The organism is Bradyrhizobium retamae (assembly GCF_001440415.1).
Taxonomy (GTDB): Bacteria; Pseudomonadota; Alphaproteobacteria; order Rhizobiales; family Xanthobacteraceae; genus Bradyrhizobium; species Bradyrhizobium retamae.
The window spans coordinates 33365-54449 of the sequence record NZ_LLYA01000153.1 but is presented as its reverse complement, the minus strand read 5'-3'; the positions used below and the strand labels follow the sequence as shown (position 1 = coordinate 54449).

At 62.5% G+C, this 21085-nt stretch carries 23 protein-coding genes and 1 pseudogene; 12 read left to right on the top strand and 12 right to left on the bottom strand.

The window, feature by feature from the left end; genetic code table 11:
• The first annotated feature begins 39 nt into the window (after positions 1-39).
• A complete protein-coding gene (locus CQ13_RS17495; protein WP_057844095.1) occupies positions 40-651 on the top strand; it encodes a nuclear transport factor 2 family protein in 612 nt (203 codons plus the stop codon).
• On the opposite strand, the gene CQ13_RS17490 is transcribed toward CQ13_RS17495, so the two are convergent.
• From CQ13_RS17490 to CQ13_RS17455, 8 genes are read right to left on the bottom strand one after another with little or no spacing between them, the layout of a single operon-like run.
• Positions 644-1684, bottom strand: a complete 1041-nt coding sequence (locus CQ13_RS17490) for a 5-methyltetrahydropteroyltriglutamate--homocysteine methyltransferase (protein WP_197427359.1) — start codon at positions 1682-1684, stop codon at positions 644-646. The genes CQ13_RS17495 and CQ13_RS17490 overlap by 8 nt on opposite strands.
• Positions 1685-1721: 37 nt before the next feature.
• On the bottom strand, positions 1722-2591 hold the full coding sequence (locus CQ13_RS17485; protein ID WP_057844094.1) for a fumarylacetoacetate hydrolase family protein: 870 nt from the start codon (positions 2589-2591) through the stop codon (positions 1722-1724).
• Positions 2588-3253 carry a polysaccharide deacetylase family protein gene (locus CQ13_RS17480; RefSeq protein ID WP_057844093.1) on the bottom strand — a complete coding sequence of 222 codons (666 nt, stop codon included), beginning with the start codon at positions 3251-3253 and terminating at the stop codon, positions 2588-2590. Before CQ13_RS17480 ends, CQ13_RS17485 begins: the two co-directional genes overlap by 4 nt.
• 12 nt (positions 3254-3265) lie before the next feature.
• The gene (locus CQ13_RS17475; protein WP_057844092.1) at positions 3266-4066 is read right to left on the bottom strand and encodes an ABC transporter permease; all 801 of its coding nucleotides are present in this window, start codon (positions 4064-4066) and stop codon (positions 3266-3268) included.
• 7 nt (positions 4067-4073) lie between these two features.
• On the bottom strand, positions 4074-4871 hold the full coding sequence (locus CQ13_RS17470; protein ID WP_245309208.1) for an ABC transporter ATP-binding protein: 798 nt from the start codon (positions 4869-4871) through the stop codon (positions 4074-4076).
• Positions 4850-5605: an ABC transporter permease gene (locus CQ13_RS17465; protein WP_057844090.1), complete on the bottom strand. Its 756-nt coding sequence runs from the start codon at positions 5603-5605 to the stop codon at positions 4850-4852. Before CQ13_RS17465 ends, CQ13_RS17470 begins: the two co-directional genes overlap by 22 nt.
• Before the next feature lie 10 nt (positions 5606-5615).
• On the bottom strand, positions 5616-6587 hold the full coding sequence (locus CQ13_RS17460; protein ID WP_057844089.1) for an ABC transporter substrate-binding protein: 972 nt from the start codon (positions 6585-6587) through the stop codon (positions 5616-5618).
• A gap of 52 nt (positions 6588-6639) precedes the next feature.
• Entirely contained in the window at positions 6640-7368 is a 729-nt protein-coding gene (locus CQ13_RS17455; RefSeq protein WP_057844088.1) for a GntR family transcriptional regulator, read from the bottom strand.
• 211 nt (positions 7369-7579) lie between these two features.
• Between CQ13_RS17455 and CQ13_RS17450 the strand changes: the two genes are divergently transcribed.
• From CQ13_RS17450 to CQ13_RS17440, 3 genes are all read left to right on the top strand, one after another.
• Positions 7580-8020: a MarR family winged helix-turn-helix transcriptional regulator gene (locus CQ13_RS17450; protein WP_057844087.1), complete on the top strand. Its 441-nt coding sequence runs from the start codon at positions 7580-7582 to the stop codon at positions 8018-8020.
• Positions 8017-8790, top strand: coding sequence for an enoyl-CoA hydratase (locus tag CQ13_RS17445; protein ID WP_057844086.1), 774 nt, complete (start codon positions 8017-8019; stop codon positions 8788-8790). Before CQ13_RS17450 ends, CQ13_RS17445 begins: the two co-directional genes overlap by 4 nt.
• 107 nt (positions 8791-8897) lie before the next feature.
• Positions 8898-10511: a GMC family oxidoreductase gene (locus CQ13_RS17440; protein ID WP_057844085.1), complete on the top strand. Its 1614-nt coding sequence runs from the start codon at positions 8898-8900 to the stop codon at positions 10509-10511.
• Positions 10512-10683: 172 nt separating this feature from the next.
• Here the strand turns inward: CQ13_RS17440 and hemE are convergent, their stop codons facing one another.
• Positions 10684-11730: a uroporphyrinogen decarboxylase gene (gene hemE / locus CQ13_RS17435; protein WP_057844084.1), complete on the bottom strand. Its 1047-nt coding sequence runs from the start codon at positions 11728-11730 to the stop codon at positions 10684-10686.
• Between the two features lie 132 nt (positions 11731-11862).
• Here hemE and CQ13_RS17430 point away from each other — a divergent pair, with 132 nt between their 5' ends.
• Positions 11863-12081 (top strand): hypothetical protein, encoded by a 219-nt coding sequence (locus tag CQ13_RS17430; protein WP_057844083.1) that lies wholly within the window; start codon positions 11863-11865, stop codon positions 12079-12081.
• Positions 12082-12149: 68 nt separating this feature from the next.
• Here CQ13_RS17430 and CQ13_RS17425 read toward each other — a convergent pair whose 3' ends face one another.
• Together CQ13_RS17425 and trhO are read right to left on the bottom strand one after the other, a co-directional pair.
• A complete protein-coding gene (locus CQ13_RS17425) occupies positions 12150-12374 on the bottom strand; it encodes a SlyX family protein (protein WP_057844082.1) in 225 nt (74 codons plus the stop codon).
• Positions 12358-13110 carry an oxygen-dependent tRNA uridine(34) hydroxylase TrhO gene (gene trhO, locus CQ13_RS17420; RefSeq protein ID WP_057844081.1) on the bottom strand — a complete coding sequence of 251 codons (753 nt, stop codon included), beginning with the start codon at positions 13108-13110 and terminating at the stop codon, positions 12358-12360. Before trhO ends, CQ13_RS17425 begins: the two co-directional genes overlap by 17 nt.
• A 192-nt stretch (positions 13111-13302) precedes the next feature.
• Between trhO and ggt the strand changes: the two genes are divergently transcribed.
• From ggt to CQ13_RS17385, 7 genes and pseudogenes are all read left to right on the top strand, one after another.
• Complete coding sequence (ggt, locus tag CQ13_RS17415; RefSeq protein WP_057844080.1) at positions 13303-14889, top strand: gamma-glutamyltransferase; 1587 nt, start codon at positions 13303-13305, stop codon at positions 14887-14889.
• Between the two features lie 40 nt (positions 14890-14929).
• Positions 14930-15388, top strand: coding sequence for an FKBP-type peptidyl-prolyl cis-trans isomerase (locus tag CQ13_RS17410; protein WP_245309207.1), 459 nt, complete (start codon positions 14930-14932; stop codon positions 15386-15388).
• 26 nt (positions 15389-15414) lie between these two features.
• Positions 15415-16387: pseudogene (locus CQ13_RS17405) on the top strand (D-2-hydroxyacid dehydrogenase family protein).
• A 129-nt stretch (positions 16388-16516) separates the two neighbouring features.
• Entirely contained in the window at positions 16517-17032 is a 516-nt protein-coding gene (locus CQ13_RS17400; protein WP_028349528.1) for a cupin domain-containing protein, read from the top strand.
• A gap of 44 nt (positions 17033-17076) precedes the next feature.
• Positions 17077-17814, top strand: a complete 738-nt coding sequence (locus CQ13_RS17395; RefSeq protein ID WP_057844078.1) for an enoyl-CoA hydratase/isomerase family protein — start codon at positions 17077-17079, stop codon at positions 17812-17814.
• 128 nt (positions 17815-17942) lie between these two features.
• Positions 17943-18374: a VOC family protein gene (locus tag CQ13_RS17390; RefSeq protein ID WP_057844077.1), complete on the top strand. Its 432-nt coding sequence runs from the start codon at positions 17943-17945 to the stop codon at positions 18372-18374.
• Between the two features lie 428 nt (positions 18375-18802).
• Complete coding sequence (locus tag CQ13_RS17385) at positions 18803-20062, top strand: phospholipid carrier-dependent glycosyltransferase (RefSeq protein ID WP_430649693.1); 1260 nt, start codon at positions 18803-18805, stop codon at positions 20060-20062.
• 149 nt (positions 20063-20211) lie between these two features.
• Here CQ13_RS17385 and CQ13_RS17380 read toward each other — a convergent pair whose 3' ends face one another.
• On the bottom strand, positions 20212-20844 hold the full coding sequence (locus tag CQ13_RS17380; RefSeq protein WP_057844075.1) for an OmpA family protein: 633 nt from the start codon (positions 20842-20844) through the stop codon (positions 20212-20214).
• Positions 20845-21085: the final 241 nt, after the last annotated feature.

The following is a 21085-nucleotide window of genomic DNA, read 5'->3' as shown; positions in this document are numbered from 1 at the left end:
GATGCTTGAGAAAATACGTCCCAAGGGAAAAATGCCCGCATGCCTTTAAGTCACGCCGAAATTGAAGACGATCGCCTGATCCGGGAATTGTTGCAGAACTGGGCAATCTGGCGCGATGCCGGAGACTGGGAGCGTTTCCGCACGGTCTGGCATCCGGACGGCCGCATGATGGCGACCTGGACGCAGGGCACCGGCGACCAGTTCATCGAAATCAGCAAGCAGGCCTGGGCCAAGGGCGTCAGCATCCTGCATTTTCTCGGCGGCATCTCGGTTGACCTCGCAGGCGCCCGCGCGATTGCGCAGACCAAAATGACGATCTCGCAGCGTGCCGAGGTCGAGGGCGTGCTGTGCGACGTGCTCTGCACCGGGAGATTCTACGACTTCCTCGAAAAGCGGGAGGGACGCTGGGGCATCGTGCTGCGCCAGCCGATCTATGAGAAGGACCGCATGGACCCCGTCACGCCGGGCACGGCCCCGGTGCTGGACAAGGCTCTCCTCGAGCAATTCCCGCCGGGCTACCGCCATCTCGCCTATTTGCAGACCCGTATCGGCTACACAATCAAGCGCGACATGCCCGGCCTGAAGGGCCCCGAGGTCGAGGCTTTGTATGCGCGCGGTGCGGCGTGGCTGCAGGGCAGGCCGCTTAGCTGATCTCCTTGCGCACCGTCGCTGCCGCGTCGCACATCGCCTTCAATTTCCCAAACGCGACATGGCGCGGCATGTATTTCATGCCGCAATCGGGCGCGATGACCAGCCGGTCGGCGGCGACGTGCTTGAGGCCGTTGCGGATGCGGCCGGCCACCACGCCGGCGGATTCGATCTCGGGATTGCCGAGGTCGAGTACGCCGAGCATGATCTTCTTCGACGACAGGTCCTTGAGCACGCCGAGATCGAGCTTCGGCTGCGCTGCCTCGATCGAAATCTGCTCGGCACTGGTGTCGGCAAGTTCAGCAAGGAAGGAATAGCCGGCCGGCTTGGTCGAGCCGGGGACGACCGCGGCATAGCCGAAGCACAGATGCACCACGGTCGGCACGGTGATGCCTTGCAGGGCACGGTTGATCGCCTTCACGGCGTAGCGGCGGGCAAGGTCCGGGTTGTTGCGCACCCAGGGCTCGTCGAGCTGGATCACGTCAGCGCCGGCCTTTTGCAAATCGAGCGCTTCGGCGTTGACGGCTTCGGCAAATGCCATCGCCAGCTCCTCGTCGTCCTTGTAGTACTCGTTCTTCGCCTGCTGGCTCATCGTGAACGGGCCGGGCAGGGTGATCTTGGCCGCGCGATCGGTATTTTCCCGCAGAAATTCCATGTCGTGCAGCTCGACCGGGCCGCGGCGTTTTACCGGGCCGACTACACGCGGCACCGGCGTTTCGTGTCCGCTGCGCGAGGTGATCATCGCCGGATTCTCGTCGTCGATGCCTTCAAGCGCGGTGGCGAAGCGATTGGAATAGCTCTCGCGGCGGATTTCGCCGTCGGTCACGATGTCGATGCCGGCGCGCTCCATGTCCCTGATCGCAACGATGGTGGCATCGTCCTGCGCTTCTTCCAGGTGCTCCGCAGGCAGTCGCCACATCGCGTGCAGGCGTGTGCGCGGCACGACCTTTGACAACATCGCGCGATCGACCAGCCATTCCGGCTGCGGGTAGCTGCCGACGACGGTGGTCGGCAGAAGATGTTTCGGCAGGTTCATCAGTGTCTCCTTGCTCTTGTTATTGCTTTCTCAATTCTCAAGCCGCGCGTGTCGCAGCCGCCGCAACCTCGTCCTTCACGGGATTGCGCAGCACGCCGATGCCGGATATCTCGACCTCGACCACGTCGCCATCCTTCATCCACAGCGGCGGCGTGCGGTAGGCGCCGACGCCGCCGGTGGTGCCGGTGACGATGACGTCGCCCGGAACCAGTTCGGTGAAGGTCGAGCAGTAGGCGATCAGGGCAGGGACGTCGAACACGAGGTCCGAGATCGGCGCGGCCTGCACTTCGACGCCGTTGAGGCGGGTCGCAATGGTCTGCTTGCTGATATCGGGGATTTCGTCCGTCGTGACCATCCATGGTCCGAACGCGCCGGTGCCGACAAAATTCTTTCCCGGCGCGAATTGCGAGGTGTGGCGCTGCCAGTCGCGGATGCTGCCGTCATTGTAGCAGGCATAGCCCGCAACATGCGCGAGCGCCTCTCCCCGCGAAATCCGGCGGCCGGCCTTGCCGATGATGACGGCCATCTCGCCCTCAAAGTCGAAACGTTCGGATTCCAGCGGCCGGATCATCGGCTGGCCGCCGCCGACCTGGCTATTGGCGAAACGGGTGAAGATCATCGGGTGCGGCGGCGTGGGATGGCCGCTTTCGGCAAGGTGGGTGGCGTAGTTGACGCCGATGCAGAAGACCTTGTCCGGGTCGGGCACGGTCGGCAGCAGCTCGATTTCGGCCAATGCATAATCGGGACGCTCACCCTGCAGCGCTTTCAGTTCGTCGAGCAATCCGTTGGCGAGCAGCGACTTCAGGCTCGGATAAGCCTTAAGCCGCTTTCCGGCATCGATAATGCCTGCGTTCGTGACCAGGCCGTAGGTGGCCGTTTGACCTGCCTTGAAACTCGCGATCCTCATGTTGTGACACTCTCTTCGATGTTGGAAACGTAGGGTTGGATGGGCAGCACGATCTTGCCCGACCGGATCGGGACGCAGTCGGGCGGAAAGTCCTGGTGGAAGCGCGCGCCGGCTTCCTCTGCTCGGTCGAGAAAGCGCTCAAGGTGATCCATGGCGCCGCCAGGCAGATCGTGCAGCACCATCAGGCTCCACGGCTGCGAGCGGCACAGGTCGAGGGCTCGGTCGACCCAGCCATCGGGATCGTCCCAGTCGCGCGGGATCGCATTCCAGAGTACGCAGCTATGCCTGTTGCGAATGAGGTACTCGACCACGGAGGGTTTCAAGAGCCGCTGATCGAGATTGCCGCCGCCGCCGAACGGCCTGAACCAGCGCTCTGGATGGGCGAGGTTGCCGATCGCGTCCTGCGTCCGGCCGATCTCGCTTTGTGCCACGTTCGGATCGCGTTGCTGCCCGAGCGGAACGGCGTGCGTAAAAGTATGATTGCCGATCCAGTGGCCTTCTTCATGCGCGCGTGCGGCCAGCCGGCGGCGTTCCGGATCGGAGAGCTTTTCGCCGATCACAAAGAACGTCGTCTTGATACCGCGTTCGCGTAAGGTATCCAGCACGCGCGGCGTGACGCCGCGGTCGGGACCATTGTCGAATGTCAACGTCAGGTCGAACACGTTCAAACTCCGTCAAGTCGCAGGCTGCAGGGCAGTCGGCGCGACTTCGCCCGCGGAGTCTTGCCCGGCGCGTGTGCCGGTCTGCCAGATCGCGGCCTTGCGCTCGATCCATTTGATGGCGGCGTTGAAGGCGATGGCCATCGCCAGCACCAGCAACACGCCGGCGAACACATGTGGACTGTCAAGAATGGTGCGGTAGCGCGAGATCAGATAACCGATGCCTGCGGACGAGATCAGCATTTCCGACACCACCACACCGACGATCACAAGCGCGCCGCCGACGCGCAGTCCCGACAGCACGGTCGGGATCGCTGCTGGAATGATAACGCGAACCAGCCGCTGGCTCAGCGTCGCGCCCATGCTGCGGGCGGCCAGCAGCAACTGCGGATCGATGGTCTGGATACCCGCGGCTGTCGCCAGCATCGTTGGCAGAAAGCCATAGATCGAAGCGAATGCGATCTTGGATTCCGAGCCAATGCCGAGCCAGACCGTGAAGACGGGGTAAAGGATGACCAGCGGCACCGCATAGAGGCTCGAGACCATCGGCATGATCAGGATGCGCGGCCGCGGCAGGCTGCCGACGATGGCGCCGAGCAAAATGCCGCCGCCGCAGGCGAACGCCATCGAGATCGCGACCTCGTAGAGCGTGACGGCAAGGGCGTGGCCGTATTCGCCAGCCTCGTTCCATCCGGCCGCGAGCGTCGAGGACAGCGACGGCAGAAACAGTTCCGGAATGAAGCCGGCACGCGGCAGGATTTCCCACAGCACAATCAGGCCGATCACGATCAATCTGCGAAGTGTTGCCGCGCTCATGCCAGTCTCACGCCGATTTACGGATGTGCCGCCAGATGCGGTCGCGCAGGCTGCCGAACGCGTCGCCGCTCAGCATCTCATAGGTGCGTGGGCGGGGCAGCGAGACCTGCAGATGATCGACGATGCGGCCAGGGCGCGGCGACATCACGATCACCTCGTCGGCGAGATAGACCGCTTCCGTCAGGCTATGGGTCACGAATACCACGGTCTTGCCGGTCGCCGCCCAGATCCGCAGCAACTCGTCGCCCATGGTCATGCGGGTCTGTTCGTCGAGCGCCGCGAACGGTTCGTCCATTAGCAGCACCGGCGGATCCTGCACCAGGCCGCGCGCGATCGAGACGCGCTGCTTCATGCCGCCCGACAACTCGTGTGGATGGCGCTTGCCGAAGCCGTCAAGTCCGACGAGCTTCAGCGCGTCTTGCGCCCTGGCGCGGCGATCGTTTTTTGTGACGCCGCGCAGCGCCAGCGGAAACTCGACGTTTTCTTCCGCCGTCAGCCAGGGGAACAGACTGGCTTCCTGAAACACCACGCCGACCCGGTTCGGATCGGGCTCGGGGATCGGCGCGCCGCTGATGGTGATGGTGCCGGAGGTCTGCTGGCGCAAACCCGCCATCATCATCAAAAGCGTCGACTTGCCGCAGCCGCTCGGGCCGACCAGCACGACGAAGCGGCCCGGTTTGACATCGAGCGAGACGTCCTCCAGTGCGACGACGTCCTGCGTCGTGGTCTTGAAGATCTGCCCGACATTGCGGACTTCGATCGCGCCGGCCGGCTTCAGCGGGGTTATGTTCGCCAATGGCTGCATCGTGTTTCCACCCATCTGACCAGTTCATTGAAGGCAATCGCGATGGCGGCGATCATCACCACGCCGGCCAGCAATTGCTTCATCTGGAAGTTCTCGCCCCAAGTCGCAATCTGGTGCCCGATCCCGTCGCGCGAGGCGTACATTTCGGCAAGAATGACGCCGGTGACGTTGAAGATCATCGAGATCCGCAGCGCTTCCAGCAGAACGGGGAGCATGCTCGGCAGGTAGACGCGGAACGCAGTCTGAACAGGGGTCGCGCCATAGGAGCGGGCGACCGTCAAATGCTCAACCTTGACCGACTCTACCGCCGTCGTGGTCGACATGATCACGATGAAGATCGTCGAGAAGAACCCGAAGCCCACCTTCTGCGAAAAGCCGACCCCGAACACCAGGATGAACATCGGCAGGAAGATCGACTTCGGAATGCTGAAGGCGAAGAACAGCAGCGGCTTTGCCACCTCGGCAAAATAGCGGTTCTCCGCGATCAGGAAGCCGATCAGTGCGCCGACCGGAACGGCGAGGGCGAACGCGGTCACCACCTCGGTTGCGGTGACCGCGAGATCCTTGCGCACACTCGCGCGCTGCAAGAGCTCGCCAAGCGTTGACAGCGTATCGGAGGCGGAGGGAAGCAGGCGCGGATTGACGATGCCGGTCCGCGACAGGATTTCCCATATCGCAAACAGCGCCACCACAATGGCGATCCGCGCCGCCTTTACCACTAACCCGCTTTGCATCGCGCTTGTCTCAGAACTTGGTCGGAACCGGCTTGAACTGCGTCGAGATTATTTCCGCGGCCGGCCCAAGGTCCTTCATGCCGCCGGCCTTGGCCATGTCGAGCGCCAGCTGGAGCTGTTCCGGAATTTTCGACCCATCCATGCTGCCGTCGGTTTCCAGCTTCATGATCGTGTTCTCATATTCCAGCGCCGCGATCTCGGCGGGAATTTCATAGAGTTCGGTGATCAGCTTGACGGAGGCGTCCTTGTTGGCGCGCATGTACATCAGTGCGCCATAGAGCGCGTTCAGCGTCTTCTGTACGAGCTGCGGCTTGTCCTGCACGTATTTGTCGAGCGCGATCCAGCCTGCGGCGAGGTTCGGCGGTACTTCCTTGGAGAAATCGAGGATGGTGCGCGCTTCGCCAGATTTTGAGATCTGGAAGCTCAGCGGCGAATAGACGACGGCCGCGTCGACGTTACCGGCGAGCAGGTTCGGCACCAGGCCGCCGCCGCCAACGGGAACGCGGGTGAATTCGATCTTCTTGTCCTGCTGGGTCCACAACGCCAGCAGGTCGGAGCCGGAGCCCGCGGAGGTGATGGCGACCTTCTTGCCGTTCAGGTCCTTCACCCCAAGCGTCGATTTCGAAAGCGTCATCAACTGCCAGCCGTAATAGCCCGTTGCGGCGCTCGCGAGCACCTTGGAGTTCACGCCCTTCTTGCGCCCGGCCGATACCAGCGAAGTGGCGTCGAGAATGACGTCGGCGGCGCCCGCCGCCATCGCCTCGAAGGTCTCGGCGCCGCCGCGATAGATCGTGAGTTCAGCCGTGATGCCTTCCCTCTCGAACAGTTTTTGGCGCACCGCGGTTTCCGCGATCGTCGTCGGCCAGTAGGTCTTTGTCGGAAGCCCGATGCGGACGGTATCGGCAGCTTGCGCCATGCCGGATGCGCCAAGCGCGGTGGCGGCCGCAATCGTTCCCAATATGTAGCGTCGCGTTATTCTCATGGTGACGTTTCCCTTTGCTTTTCTTGATTTGATTTGGTCTTCGAACGGTCGATCACGCGGTGTCGCCACCTCCGAAGGTTTTGGGTGTAGCGAGCTCGACGAGGTGCATGGTCGTCATGAAGTGCTTAGAGAGAGCCGCGACCGCGGCATCGGCATCGCGCCTGCGCACGGCATGCACGATTGCCGCGTGTTCGGCCTCGACGTCGCGTGTGTGTTCAGTGTTGCGCCGGATCGCAAGCCTTCGATAGCGTTCGCTCTGCTCGTGCAGGACGTCGCGAAAGCCCAGCAACCATTGCGAGCCGCAGGCGTTCACGAGTGTCCGGTGGAAGACGCGGTGCCGCACTATCCATTCTTCATAGTGATGCGTCGGATCGTCGGGATAGGTGTGGGGGACGGCGCAGAGCGCCGTAAAAGACTTCTCGACCGAGGCAAGCCAAGCCGCATCGCCACGCTCGATCGAACGGCGCAGCGCCAGACCTTCGATATCGACGCGCGTCTGAGTCACGTCCCTGAGGTCGGCTGATGATACCGGGCTGACACGAAAGCCGCGCTGGTCGGATGCCTGCACCAACCCGTCCGCGACCAGCCGCGACAGCGCTTCGCGCACCGCGGCGAGGCTGACCGAAAACTGTTTGGCGAGACCGGCGATATGCAGCTTCTGGCCGGGTGGCAGCCGGGTCGAGAGAATATCCGCGCGCAGCCGTTCCTGAACGGCGGACGTCAGGCTTCGCGGCCGCTCGTCGGCGAGGCGCTCACCAAAGCTCAACCCGATACTGCTCATGGCGGGCAGCTTGGCGAGAGCAGATGGGATCGTCAATCGAAAATCGATTTTTTAACTAAGTCACTGTCTATACTTGATTTTCTTCCTCGCCAGGTCTTTTCAAGCCGACGAGCCCGTGAATATCATCGATGAGCCCGATCAAATTCATCGTGACAACTTCCTTGCATTTGCCTTAGATAGTTCGCATGCGAAATAAATTGATCTAATCGATATGAGTCCGCGTCGCGAGCACCGGCTGGTGTTCCTGCTTAACGTCGCGCAGCGCCGGCTGCAGCGCTGGATGGCGGCGCGGTCCCCGCACGGCGGCGTGACTGCCGCGCAGTCCGGCCTGCTCTTCGTCCTGGGTCAGCGCGACGGCGCCCTGATGGGCGAGGCGGGTGCGGCGCTTGATCTTGGACCACCCGGGATCAGCGGATTGGTGGACCGGATGACGGCGGCGAACCTGATCGAGCGGCGGGCCGATCCGGATGACGGGCGTGCATGGCGTCTCTGGCTGACGCCGGCCGGCCGCGCGGCGATGGCGCAGTCGAAAGCCGGGCTCGCTGAGGTCAACGCGCGACTCACGGATGGGTTTACCGACGCCGAGATCGATGTCGTTGCGCGCTGGCTTGCCACCATGCAGAGCAGATTTCCCAAAGGAGAAGACGAATGACCGAGCACATCAAGATCGAGAAGAGCGACGGGATTTTGAGCCTGACGATGGCTCGCCCCGACAAGAAGAACGCGCTGACGAATGCGATGTACGGCGCGCTTGCGGACGCGATCGAAGCCGCGGAGACGGATTCATCTGTGCGCGTGCTGCTGATCCGCGGCGAGGGCGACATGTTCACCGCCGGCAACGACGTCGGCGAATTTGCAGCCATTGCGACCGGCGCACTTCAGGGCGAGCGCCATGTCGGCCGCTTCCTGCAGGCGCTTGCACATTCGAGCCGCCCCCTGGTCGCAGCCGTACAGGGCCGCGCCGTCGGCATCGGCACCACGATGCTCTTGCATTGCGATCTGGTCGTGCTGGCCGAGAATGCGCTGTTGTCGACGCCGTTCGTTAATCTGGCGCTGGTGCCGGAAGCAGCTTCCAGCCTGCTGATGCCGCTTCGCATTGGGTATGCCCGCGCCTTCGAGATGTTCGCGCTCGGTGAGGCGGTCGATGCCAAATCCGCATTCGCGTGGGGACTTGCCAACCGTGTGGTGCCGCTCGACAAGCTCGATGCGGAAGCGAAGGCTTTCGCGTCCCGCTTGGCAAAACAGCCGGCGGGCGCCGTCAGCACGACCAAACGGCTGATGCGCAATCCGGAACTTTTGATGGCGCAGATCAAGGCCGAGAGCGAGCAGTTCGCGGCTCGCCTGAAGACGATGGAGGCGCGTGAGGCTTTCGTTGCGTTTGCCGAGCGCCGGCCACCGGACTTTTTGAAACTGGCAAGCTAGCCGGCGCCGGCTGCAATTGAAGATCGATTCTACTTGCCTGCGACGGCGAGGCAATTGACCGCCCGTGGCGGCCCAGCTACCTCTTTGGGCGCCCGCGGGGGAAACAAATGAACAATAACAATGACACTTCCGAATTCGACTACGTCATCGTCGGTGCCGGATCGGCCGGATGCGTGCTCGCCAATCGATTGACGGCCGACGGCAAGCATTCCGTCCTGTTGCTGGAGGCCGGGCCGAAGGACACCAATCTCTGGATCCACGTGCCGCTCGGCTACGGAAAACTCTTCAAGGAAAAATCCGTCAACTGGATGTATCAGACCGAGCCGGAACCGGGATTGAATGGGAGGCAGGTGTTCCAGCCGCGCGGCAAGGTGCTTGGCGGCTCCAGTTCCATCAACGGCCTGCTCTATGTGCGCGGCCAGCATGAGGACTACGATCGCTGGCGCCAGCGCGGCAATGCCGGCTGGGGCTATGACGACGTGCTGCCCTATTTCAGGAAGGCCGAAAACCAGCAGCGCGGAGCGGACAAATATCACGGCGCCGGCGGTCCGCTGCCGGTGTCCGACTGGCGGCATCACGATCCCCTGTCGGAAGCCTTTGTGATCGCTGCGGCCGAGACCGGCATTCCAACCAACCCCGATTTCAACGGCGCCACGCAGGAGGGCGCGGGATTTTTCCAGACCACGACAAGGCGTGGGCGCCGGGCCAGCACGGCGTTCTCCTACCTTCGTCCCGCTAGGAAGCGACCTAACCTGCACATCGAGACTTCCTCGCTGGCGCAGCGCATCCTGTTCGAAGGACACCGCGCCAAGGCGGTCGAGTACAAGCAGGAAGGCCGCGTGCGCACGGTGCGGGCGCGTAAGGAAATTCTGGTCTCCAGTGGCGCATACAACTCGCCGCAACTGCTGCAGCTCTCCGGCGTCGGACCGGCGGATCTGTTGAAGCAGCACGGCATCGAGATCGTACTCGACGCGCCCGGTGTCGGCAACGATCTGCAGGACCACATGCAGGTCCGCCTGATCACGCGCTGTTCGCAAAAGTGTACGCTCAACGATGTCGTTAATAATCCGATCCGCAAGATGATGGCGGGCATTCAGTACGCAGCCTTGCGCAAGGGGCCGCTGACGATCGCCGCCGGCACGTCAGGCGCTTTCTTCAAGACCAGTCCGCGGCTGGCGTCGCCCGACATCCAGATTCACTTCCTGCCGTTCTCGACCGACAAGATGGGCGAGAAGCTGCATGCGCTTTCCGGCTTCACCGCCTCCGTCTGCCAGTTGCGCCCCGAAAGCCGCGGCTCGCTGCGTATCAGAAGCGCGGACCCTTCGGTGCCGCCGGAAATCCGTATCAACTACCTCGCCACCGAAACCGATCGCCGCGCTTTCATCGACGGCATCCGCATCCTGCGCAAGATCCTCGCAGCCCCCGCGCTGAAGGCTTACGCGGTCTCGGAAGTCGATCCGGGTTCGAAGGTACAGAGCGACGACGAACTGCTGGATTTCTGCCGCCGCACCGGCAGCACGGTCTATCACCCGACCTCGACCTGCCGGATGGGCAGCGACGCGCTCGCGGTCGTCGACCAGCGCTTGCGCGTGCGCGGCACCGAAGGCCTTCGCGTGGTCGATGCCTCGATCATGCCGGACCTGATGTCCGGCAATACCAATGCGCCGACCATCATGATCGCGGAAAAGGCGTCCGATATGATTTTGGAGGATGCAAGGTAGGCAACGGCGTTAGCGGCAAACACCGCCGTCATCATCCGCCAACGGGTCGCGCGAACGCGCGCCCGATGACAGGCTCCGGCGGATGATCCAGTACGCCGTGACGTCTCGGCTCTTACCTCCGCTGGCGGTTACTGGATGCCCGCCTTCGCGGGCATGACGACGATGTCGCGCATCATCCCTTCCACCCCCGCACCCGCTTGAGCATCTGCTCGACATGGGCGATCGGGGTTTCCGGCTGGATGCCGTGGCCGAGGTTGAAGATCAGCCGTTCTTGCGCGTAGTTCGCCAGCACATCGTCGACGGCGCGGTCGAGTGCGTCACCGCCTGCGATCAACACCAGCGGATCGAGATTGCCCTGCACGGCGACGCGGTTCTGCACGCGCTCGCGGATCATCGAAGGCTCGGCCGCCCAGTCGATGCTGACCGCGTTGACGCCCGTTGCCTCCACATAGGCTGGCAGCAGCGCGCCGGCGCCGCGCGGAAAGCCGATGATCTTGGCATCCGGCACTTGCGCGCGCACGCCGGCGACGATGCGTTTCGCCGGCTCGACCGACCAGCGCTCGAATTCGCGCGGCGGCAGCACGCCGGCCCAGGTGTCGAAGATCTGCAAGCAGTCGGCGCCGGCCTTGAGCTGGCCGAGCAGATACTGGATCGAATTCTCCACCAGCACGTCGATGATTTCAGCGAACGCCTCGGGATGACGATAGGCCATCATCCGCGCCGGCGCCTGGTCCGGCGTGCCCTGTCCTGCAACCATGTAGGTTGCGACCGTCCAGGGCGCGCCGCAGAAGCCGATCAGCGCGATCTCAGGTGCGAGCTCGCGCTTCACGCGACGTAACGCTTCATAGACCGGTTCGAGCTTGCCGAAATCGGCATGGCGCGCGAGCGCCGCGACATGCTCGGGGGTATCCAGCGGATCGAGCCGCGGACCTTCGCCGGCCTCGAAGCGCACGGAGCGGCCGAGCGCGTAGGGGATGACGAGAATGTCGGAAAAGATGATCGCCGCATCGAAGTTGAAACGGCGAATCGGCTGCAGCGTTACCTCGGCGGCATATTCCGGCGTAAAGCACAGGTCGAGAAAGCTTCCAGCTTTGGCGCGCAGCTCGCGATACTCCGGCAGATAGCGACCGGCCTGTCGCATCATCCACACCGGCGGCACCTTCTGCCTGCGGCCGGAGAGCACTTCGACAAAAGGTTTCACGACGGACTTCTGAGACAAAACGTGGATTCCTGCGGGCGAGGCTGATGCGCCTCTGATACACGCAGGTTCCCTCGGGGCCAAGGACGGATAGCGGGCGCAAACGTGGAACCGGCGCAAAACGGGGCCGTTATCTCACTTATGGAGGTTCCTATGGCCCAGAAGTTCAATCCTGCTGCGCATGACAAGCACGCAGACGATCCCCGCGAAGCGCTGAAGGCCGACCGGGAAATCCACGAAAAACTCGAGGCCGGACTGGTCGACACTTTTCCGGCATCGGACCCCGTGAGCGTTGCGCAACCGGCGCCGTCGAAAGCCGATCACGATGAGAATCCATCGCTGTGGCACAAGATTCGCGCCGTCTTCCGCTAATGCAAATGGCGTGAATCGTTTCGTGTGGCAAACGGTCTCCCCAAGCGGAAGCCGTTTCTGTTTGTACTTCAATAATGCGGCGGCGGCTCGTTCGCCGGGCCGGGGAAGTTGCTTTCGGCTTCCCGCAGGCGCTCCTTCAGTTCAGCCAATTGGCGCGTCAACGCATCGATCTGGTGCCACTGTGCGGTAATCGTGTGGTTCAGTACCTCGATCGTCTCATCCTGGAACGTCGCCCGTATTTCCAGTGCGTCGATGCGCTCGCTCAGTGCGGCGACGTCATTCTTGGGCGCCATCGTTCCCTCGTCGTTGCCGCAGGCCGTGGCCCAGCGCCACGCGTTCGTCGAACACGAAGCATTCGCCGCGCCAGCGGCTCTCATTCTCCGGTACGCCCTCGAGGTAGCGGAGGATACCGCCCTTGAGATGATAGACCTCGTCAAATCCTTGCGCCAGCAGATAGGCGCTGGCCTTCTCGCATCGGATACCGCCGGTGCAGAACATCGCAATCTTCTTGTGCTTCGCCGGATCGAGCTTCTGCGCGGCGAATTCCTTGAACTGCCCAAAGCTCTTGATGCCGGGGTCGACCGCGCCTTCGAACGTCCCCATCGCCACTTCGAAGACGTTGCGGGTATCGATCACCAGAGTGTCGGGCGCTGCGATCAGTTCGTTCCAGTCTGACGGCTCGACATAGGTGCCGACCTGTCGGGTCGGATCGACCGCCATATCTCCGAGTGCAACGATTTCCTTCTTCAGCCGGACCTTCAGCCGCCGAAACGGCATCTCGGAAGCGGTCGAAAACTTGAGTTCGAGATTGCTGAGCCGCCCGCCGAAAAGGGCGCCGTGCTGCAATTCGCCGACGAACGCGTCGATGCTCGCATCGCCGCCCGCAACCGTACCGTTGATGCCCTCATGCGCCAGCAGCACGCTGCCCTTCAGCCCGAGGCCTGCAGCAAACGAGCGCAGCGGTTCGCGCAACTCCCGGAAGTCCGATAGCGCGGCGAATTGATAGAAGGCGGCGACCTTGAGCGGCATGGCGATCGTTTATCAGGCGGACTGCGCAGGGGAAACCCCGTAAAGCCCTGCATATTCCGCGCATTGCCCCTGACGTGCCATTGGCATGCCAGCCATTGCCCTGCCGGGGATGAATATGCCAAAGAACCGTCTGTAAACCCGCCCGATGCTTCCGCGGGATGTTCAAGAAGCGCTGAAAAGAAAGCACTCGCGATGAGGAATTTCCATTTCGCCGGCCGCTCGACGGTCCATGCCCAGAACGCGATGGTAGCAACATCGCATCCTGAGGCCGCATTGACCGCGATCGACGTGATGCGGGCGGGTGGCACGGCGGCGGACGCCGCGGTCGCGGCTTGCGCGCTGCTCGGCGTCATCGAGCCGCAATCGACCGGTATCGGGGGCGATTGCTTCGCGCTGATCCAACCCAAGGGCGAGGGCAAGATCGTCGCCTATAATGGTTCCGGCCGCGCGCCGATGGCGGCCAAGGCCGAATGGTACCTCGAACGCAAGATCCATTCGGTACCGCTGACCTCGGCGCACGCGGTGAGCATTCCCGGCGCGATCGACGCCTGGGAGACGATCCTACGCGACCACGGCAAGATGGGACTCGACACGCTTCTGCAGCCCGCGATCAAGGCTGCCGAGGAAGGCTACGTCGTCGCGCCCCGTATTGCTTTCGATTGGAAGAACCAGTTCGACAAGCTGAAGAACGGCACCAACACCGAGCGCTATCTGCTGCCGCACGGCAGGCCCGCCGTTGCCGGCGACGTGATCCACCAGCCCGAATTGGGCAAAACCCTGCGTGCGATCGCCAAGAATGGCCGCGATGCGTTTTATACCGGCGAGATCGCCGAGGACATGGTCGAGACCTTGCTCGGCATCGGCGGCCTTCACACCTTGGAAGATTTCGCCGCACATTCGACCGAGACGACATCGCCGATCGGCACGATGTACAAGGACCACGATGTCTGGCAGTGCCCGCCAAACGGTCCTGGCATCACCATGCTGTTGATGCTGAATATCCTCTCCCGCTTCAATCTGACGAAATTCGCGCCGCTCAGCGTCGAGCGTTTCCATCTGGAGGCGGAAGCCGCGCGCATCGCCTACATGATGCGAGAGCAGCACGTCGCCGATCCGCAGCATGTTCATGTCGATGTCGCCGGAATCCTCGCCAAGGAATTCGCCGACGAGCACATCAAGAACATCCGGATGGACCGGCTGCTCGATCTGCCGAACGTCGCGCCGCCGATGAATCCATCGACCGTCTACATCACGGTGGTCGACAAGGACCGCAACGTCTGCTCGTTCATCAATTCGATCGCGCATTCCTTTGGCTCGGCGATCGTTTCCAACAACACCGGCATCCTCCTGCAGAATCGCGCCGGCGGTTTCCGGATCCAGCCCGGTCATCCCAACTGCATTGCGCCGGGCAAGCGGCCGCTGCACACCATCATCCCGTCGCTCGCGACCAAGAACGGCCGCGCGGTGATGCCGTTCGGAGTGATGGGCGGCCAGTATCAGCCAGTGGGACAGACCCATGTGCTGACCAATATGCTGGACTATGGCTGCGATGTGCAGGAAGCCATCGATATGCCGCGCGGCCTGCACTACGAAGGCGTCTATCAGCTCGAGGACAGCGTGCCGGCCGAGATCGTCGAAGGCCTGAAGAAGATCGGCCACAAGACCACCAGCGTGGTCGGTCCGCTCGGCGGCGGCCAGGCGATCTGGATCGACTGGGATAAGGGCACGCTGACCGGCGGTTCCGATCCCCGCAAGGACGGTTGCGCGCTGGGCTATTGAGCGTCTAGAAGCTCCGTCTCTCCAGAAAGAGGTTCAACAGATGCGCTTCTCGCGACGCACGATCTTCCGGACCGCAGTTGCCGCCGCGGCAGCCGCGGTTTCAACGCCCGCTGCCATCAGGATGGCAGCGGCCCAGACCGCAGGAAAACCCATGACCACAGCTTCAGGCTTGCAGATCATCGACAGCAAGGTCGGCACCGGCGCCTCGCCCAAGACCGGCCAGACCTGCGTCATGCATTACACCGGCTGGCTCTACGAGAACGGCCAGAAGGGCAAGAAGTTCGATTCCTCCGTCGACCGTAACGAGCCGTTCGAGTTCAAGATCGGCCAGCGCCAGGTGATCGCCGGCTGGGACGAAGGCGTCGCGTCGATGAACGTCGGCGGCAAGCGCACGCTGATCATTCCGCCCGCGCTCGGCTACGGCGCGCGGGGTGCCGGCGGCGTCATTCCGCCGAATGCGACGCTGATGTTCGACGTCGAATTGCTGGCGGTGAAGTAGCCGCACACTGAACGAGGGAGCGCATCGTGAAGGTCTCGATCCTCGACGACTATTTCGACACGCTGCGCACTCTCGATTGTTTCGGCAAGCTGGCCGGACACCATCTGGAACGACCACGTCCCAGATATTGATGCGCTGGTGGAGCGGCTTCGCGATACCGAAGCGCTGGTGCTAATCCGGGAGCGGACGCAGATTCGCACGCCGCTGCTGGAACGCTTGCCGAAGCTAAAACTGATCAGCCAGCGCAGCGTCTATCCGCACATCGACATCGACACCTGCACCCGGCTCGGCATCGTCGTGTCGTCGAGCCAGCATGCCGATACGCCGTCCTATGCGACCGCCGAATTCACCTGGGGTCTGATCCTGGCGGCGATGCGCGCCATTCCGCAGCAGATGGCGGCGCTCAAGGCCGGCAAATGGCAGATCGGCGTCGGCCACACGCTGCGTGGCAAGACGCTCGGCATTTATGGCTATGGGCGGATCGGTGCTGTTGTCGCGGGTTACGGCAAGGCGTTCGGCATGAACGTGCTGGTATGGGCGCGCGAACCGGCCAGGGCGAAGGCCCGCGCCGACGGATACGAGACTGCCGCAAGCAAGGCTGATTTCTTCGAACGATGCGATGTGCTTTCGCTGCACATGCGGCTCGTCGATGCCACGCGCGGCATCGTGAAAGCAGAAGATCTGGCGCGCATGAAGCCGTCGGCGCTTCTGGTCAACACCAGCCGTGCGCCGCTGATCGAGCCGAACGCGCTGGTCAACGCAATGCGCGCCGGACGACCTGGCATGGCAGCGGTGGACGTCTACGAAAAAGAGCCGCTCCGCGACGTCAACGATCCGCTCCTGAACATGGACAACGTGGTCTGCACACCGCATCTCGGCTACGTCTCGCGCGACGAATACGAAATCCAGTTCACGGATATCTTCGATCAGATCGTTGCCTATGCCGCCGGAACACCGACGAATGTCGTCAATCCGGATGTGATGTCCAGACGGCGTTGAATAGGCGGGGTGCGCCCGGCCATGACGAAAACCGGGACGCCTATGCGCCGCCGGCTCCCTTAATCCTCTGGTTTGCGGCCCCGGATTTCGATACCGTTCGGGACAAACGATATTTCGAGAAGGCGCCCAATGACCGGCACGCATGACCACACCCATTCACATCACTCCCACGATCACGACGAGCGCTGGAAGCATGACGGCGTCCGCGTGATTCCCGGTAATCAGCTCGATCCCAACGTGCCCTCGACCGCGGGCATGGATCGCAAGGCCGCGATCAATTTCGCCCGCGTCGGCGCGCAGAAATTGTGGGCGGGCACGGTGACGATCCGGCCCGACGCCAAGACAGGCGCGCATCACCACGGCCATCTCGAAAGCATCATCTATGTCGTGAAGGGCAAGGCGCGGATGCGCTGGGGCGAACATCTGCAGTTCACCGCCGAGGCCGGCCCCGGAGATTTCATCTTCGTGCCGCCCTACGTGCCGCACCAGGAGATCAATGCCAGCCGCGACGAGGTCCTGGAATGCGTGCTGGTGCGCTCTGACGGCGAGGCGGTGGCGATCAATCTCGACATCGAGCCGGTGGAAAAGCCGGAGACCGTGTTGTGGGTCGATCCCGTGCACCGCGATCCCGCCGAGAAGAAGTGACGATTGCAACGTTACCTGGCATCGCCGCCGCTTGAGAGAATCCCATGAAGCTTGTTCGCTACGAGAGCACGGGCTACGTCGCCACCATCACGATGGATCGTAGATCCTCGCACAACGCGCTCAACAACGCCTTATGCGACGAACTGCGGCAGGCCTGGCAGAGTTTTCACGACAGCGACGATCGCGTGGCGGTGCTCGCCTCGTCCGAGGAGGCGTATTTCTCGGTCGGCGCCGACGTGAACGATCTCCCTGTCAACATGTGGCACGCGGTGCCCGGCTTGGGCGTTGAGCTGGACAAGCCGGTCATTGCCGCGACCTCGGGATGGGTCGTCGGCGGCGCCTTCGTGCTGGTGCAGATGGCCGACATGTGCGTGGCCTCGGAGACGACGCGCTTCATCTACCCCGAGGGCAAGATCGGCACCACCGCCGGCGGTGTCTCCTCGGTGATGGCGCGCATGCCCCACAAGATCGCCATGGAATTCCTCCTGGTCGGTGAGGAAATGTCGGCGGAGCGGGCCTATCAGATTGGCTTCGTCAACAAGGTCGCGCCAAAGGGGCAGCATGTCGTGCTCGCCCAGGGGATCGCCGCAAAAATCGCCGCGAATGCGCCGCTGGTGGTTCGGGCTCTCAAGAAGCTCGCCCGCGATGCGATGCCGAAGGGGCCCCTGGAAACGGTCGCCGAAGTGCGCCGGCTGCTGGACGTCGTGCGCGACAGCGACGACCTCAAGGAAGGCGTCAAGGCGTTTGCGGAAAAGCGCAAGCCTGACTTCAAGGGCAGGTAGCGGCTATCAGCGGGCAGGTTCCAGTGACCGCGCGCCAACTCGCCGCCAGAAGAATAATTTGAAACGGGATGTCGGACTTGTCTCCGTCCGTTCGTCCTGGGTCCGAACCCCGCGAAAAGGAGCCCATCATGGCTAAAATGATCTTCGTCAATCTGCCTGTCAGCGATCTCGCCCGCTCGACCGCCTTCTACCAGGCGATCGGCGGCGAAAAGAATCCGCAGTTCTGCGATGACACGGCGTCCTGCATGGTCTTCTCCGAGACCATCTACGTCATGCTGCTGACGCACGACAAATACCGCCAGTTTACCCCGAAGAAGATTGCCGACGCCAAGGCCACCAGCCAGGTTCTGATCTGCCTTTCTGCCGACAGCCGCGAGGCGGTGGACGACATGGTCAGCAAGGCGCAAGGCGCAGGCGGTGGCGCCGATCCGGGCCCGAAACAGGATTACGGCTCCATGTACGGCCGCAGTTTTGAAGATCCCGACGGCCACCATTGGGAAGTGATGTGGATGGATGTCGCGGCCGCAACCGCTGCGCAATCCGCCACGGCCGCCGCCTGATAAGAATGCAGGAATCGTCGGGTGGGCACAGCGCTCTCGCGCCTTTGCCCACCCGACGCCTCTGTTAGACCTCATCGCGTGACGACGGCCGCTTCGCCGACGCGCGTTTGTGCGCGCTGGACCTACAACCAGGCCAACTGCAGACCGCGAACAAAAGCAGTTACAGAAATTCATTTAAGGCCGGTCGATTATCCCGACATCGCGCCGGGTCGCACGCGCGTTTCGATGTGGCAGAATTATCACTCGCGCGGCTTACTCGCCTGCGGGGCTAGTGGTTGCGAAATCGAAAACGCCTTCAATGCAATGGACTTAAGAATCCGGAGCCATCACACTCGATTTCGCCGCAATGTCATCTCGTCCCTGAATTCTGTGACAGATCGTCCGTGAAGCCAACAACCCGATCATTTTCTGTTCTGTCCGATTCGATGATGCGCACGGGCGTCACCGCGGGACTTCTTTTTGTTCTCGCGCACTTCGCGATGCTGATCGGCGTCACCGCACCGGAAAAATTCTATTTCGACGAGGTGCATTACGTCCCGGCGGCGCGGCAGATGCTTGAGCCGGTGATGCGAGAGCCGATGCTCAACCCGATGCATCCACCGCTTGCCAAGCAGTTCATCGCCCTGTCGATCCATTCATTAGGGGACGGACCGCTGGGCTGGCGCTATCCGGCCGTGCTGTTCGGATCGCTCGCCGTTGTTGCGGTGTATCTGTGCGGCCTGGCGCTGTTCGCCGCCCAGAGCCCGGCGATTGCGGCGAGCCTGCTCGCCCTTTTCAATCAGATGCTGTTCGTCCAATCGCGGATCGCGATGCTGGATATTTTTGCGCTCGCTTTCGGCCTGTTCGCCATCGCGGCATTCATGCATGGCTTTCGAAGAGAGCGGCCGCATCTGTGGTTCGCGCTTGCCGGGATCGGCTTTGGCCTGTCGGTCGGCTGCAAATGGAGCGGGCTGTTCGCGCTCGCAGTCTGCATCGCCATCGTCGCCGTGATCCGCTTGATGCAAAGCTGGCGCACTCACTTCGCGGATGCCCGGTCGGCGGATTGGTACCGGCCCGATCTCTGGCCCGGTTTCAAGGCCTGGCATTTCGCCGTCTGCTTCGTACTGGTGCCGGCCGTCGTTTATCTTGCCACTTTCATTCCGCTTTATGGACTGTCGGTTTCGGATATTCTGCAGGCGCAACGGCGCATCTTCAGCGATAACACGACGAGTGCGATTGCGGGCCACACCTACATGAGTTCATGGCCGTCCTGGCCGCTCCTGATGCGCCCGGTCTGGTATCTCTTCGATAAAATCGACGAAGACCATATCGCGGCCGTGGTCTTCCTCGGCAATCCTCTGATCCTGTGGCCGGCGCTGATTGCGGTCGCGATCTGTCTGCGCGACTGGATCGTGACGCGGCGCGTCGATGCCTTCCTGATACTGGCTTTCTATTTCGGCCCATACCTCGCATGGGCGTTGCTGCCGCGAACGCTCGGCTTCATCTATTACTATCTGCCGGCGGCGACCACGGCGAGCCTTGCGCTGGTGTATGCCTTAAAACGCGGCGCCATGCCCGGTTGGGTGCTATGGGCCTATGTCGCAATCGGCTTTGCCGGCTTTGCCGCAATGTTGCCGATATCGGCCGCGTTCGTAGGGACTTCGATGGCAACGTTCAGCCGCCTGATGATCTTCCAGAACTGGATTTGAGGCGGCCGTTACGCCAATCGCAACGCGAACAATCAATTCCAGACACATCTTGATCCGCGATTGCTTTCTTGACCTCTCGCGATTGCGGGGAGGTCCGCCTGCCGCTGGCGGCAGGCGGACCGGCTTTCAAGACCTCACCTTTCAAAATCTCACTTGGAGGCGGTCTTGCTATCCATGTTGACGACCTGAACGCGGCGGTTGGTAGGGTCCATCGGCGCGTTCGCATCCTTCGGCTTGGTCTCGCCGTAACCGACCGTCACGAGATTGGAACCGGCGATGCCGTACTTCTCGGTCAGGTACTTCTTGATCGTATCGGCACGGCGCTCGGAAAGATCCTGGTTGTAGGCCTCGCTGCCGATCGCGTCGGTATGACCGGCGACCACGAAGGTCGAACCCTTCAGGCTCGAATCGGAGAGCGCCTTGCCGAGTTCCTGCACCGCGGAAACCGAGTTCTTGCTGATGTCGGCCGAATTGTAGTCGAACTGAATTTCGAGATCGATCTTCGGCTTGCTCGCGGCAAGTTCCGCGATTTCCTGGCGCTCGCCGAGCGACAGCGACCGGGTCTTGCGGTTGCGTAGGGTGTCGACGAAGCCGACTTCCTTGGCCTTTGCGGCAGCATCCACCGGCTGCTGCGGGCCGGTCGAAAGGCCGCGGGTCGCGCCCGGCTTCGGCTTCAGAGCGTCCAGGATCTTGTCGGCCGAGACGGTGTCGCCGGCGATGGCCAGCCCCGCCGTCATCGACAGCGCGGCGCCGATAGTTATGATAGAGAGAAAGCGGGTCATTGTCGTAATCCTCACTGTTAACGCCTGCAAACTGGCGTGCATGACGTTTTGATGCTGCGACGATAAGACGGGTTCAAAGCAGGCAATGTGATTCAAATCACATTGGTAAAGGCTGCCCGATGTCGAAGCCGGGGCCGGTGAACGCCGGGGGTCGCGGCGCCAGCTACGCTGTCGTGACTGAACGGTCCGAGCAGGTGGCAACGACGCTTCGCCGGATAGCGCGCCGCTCCATCGCTTCCCG